Genomic DNA, 941 nt, shown 5'->3' on the forward strand with positions numbered 1-941 from the left:
CGACCCTGGTCCTCGCCGAACCAGACCGGGATCGGGTCAGTGCCGACGAGCCCGGGAACGGTGGCGCCGATACCTGACGCCATCGCCATTTCGGCCAGAGCCACGGCGATGCCGCCATCGGAAACATCATGCGCCGCCGTGACGATGCCGGATGCGATCAGCGAACGCACGTGGTCGCCGACGCGTTTTTCATGCTCAAGGTCGACCGGCGGCGGCGGGCCATCCGTGCGGCCGTGGATGTCCCTGAAATAGACCGATTGGCCAAGATGCGTTCCCCAGGAGGCGGGCGCGCCAACCAGCAGGATCATCTGGCCTGGCGCCGCAAAGCCAGTCCGCACCATCTTCGACCAGTCGGCGATCAGGCCGACGCCGCCGATGGTCGGTGTCGGCAGAATGCCCTGGCCGTTGGTCTCGTTGTAGAGCGAGACGTTGCCGGAGACGATCGGGAAGCCAAGAGCGCGGCAGGCATCGCCGATGCCTTTCACCGCGCCAACCAGCTGCCCCATGATCTCGGGCCGTTCCGGATTGCCGAAATTGAGGTTGTCGGTGGCCGCCAGCGGCAGAGCGCCGGTGGCGGTCAGGTTGCGCCAGCATTCGGCCACCGCCTGCTTGCCGCCCTCATAGGGGTCAGCCTCGCAATAGCGCGGCGTCACATCGGAGGAGAAGGCGAGCGCCTTGGTCGCATGGCCTTCGACCCGGACCACACCGGCATCGCCGCCTGGAAGCTGCAGCGAATTGCCCTGGATCAGCGTGTCATACTGTTCCCAGACCCAACGGCGCGAGGACAGGTCGGGGCCGCCGAGCAGCTTCAGCAGCGCATCGGCAACATCGGCCTGCGGAACGTCATTGGCGGCCAGCGGCGCAGGCTTCTTCGGCTCGACCCACGGCCGGTCATACTCGGGTGCCTTGTCGCCGAGATCCTTGATCGGCAGGTTGGCGAC

The 941-nt window shown here is 66.7% G+C and carries 1 protein-coding gene; it reads right to left on the minus strand.

Features of this window, described 5'->3' with window-relative positions:
• A partial coding sequence (locus EN935_RS37925) for an AIR synthase related protein (RefSeq protein WP_245489165.1) occupies positions 1-941 on the minus strand: 941 nt, incomplete at both ends.

Origin of the sequence: Mesorhizobium sp. M7D.F.Ca.US.004.03.1.1 (assembly GCF_003998635.1) — a bacterium.
Taxonomy (GTDB): Bacteria; Pseudomonadota; Alphaproteobacteria; order Rhizobiales; family Rhizobiaceae; genus Mesorhizobium; species Mesorhizobium loti.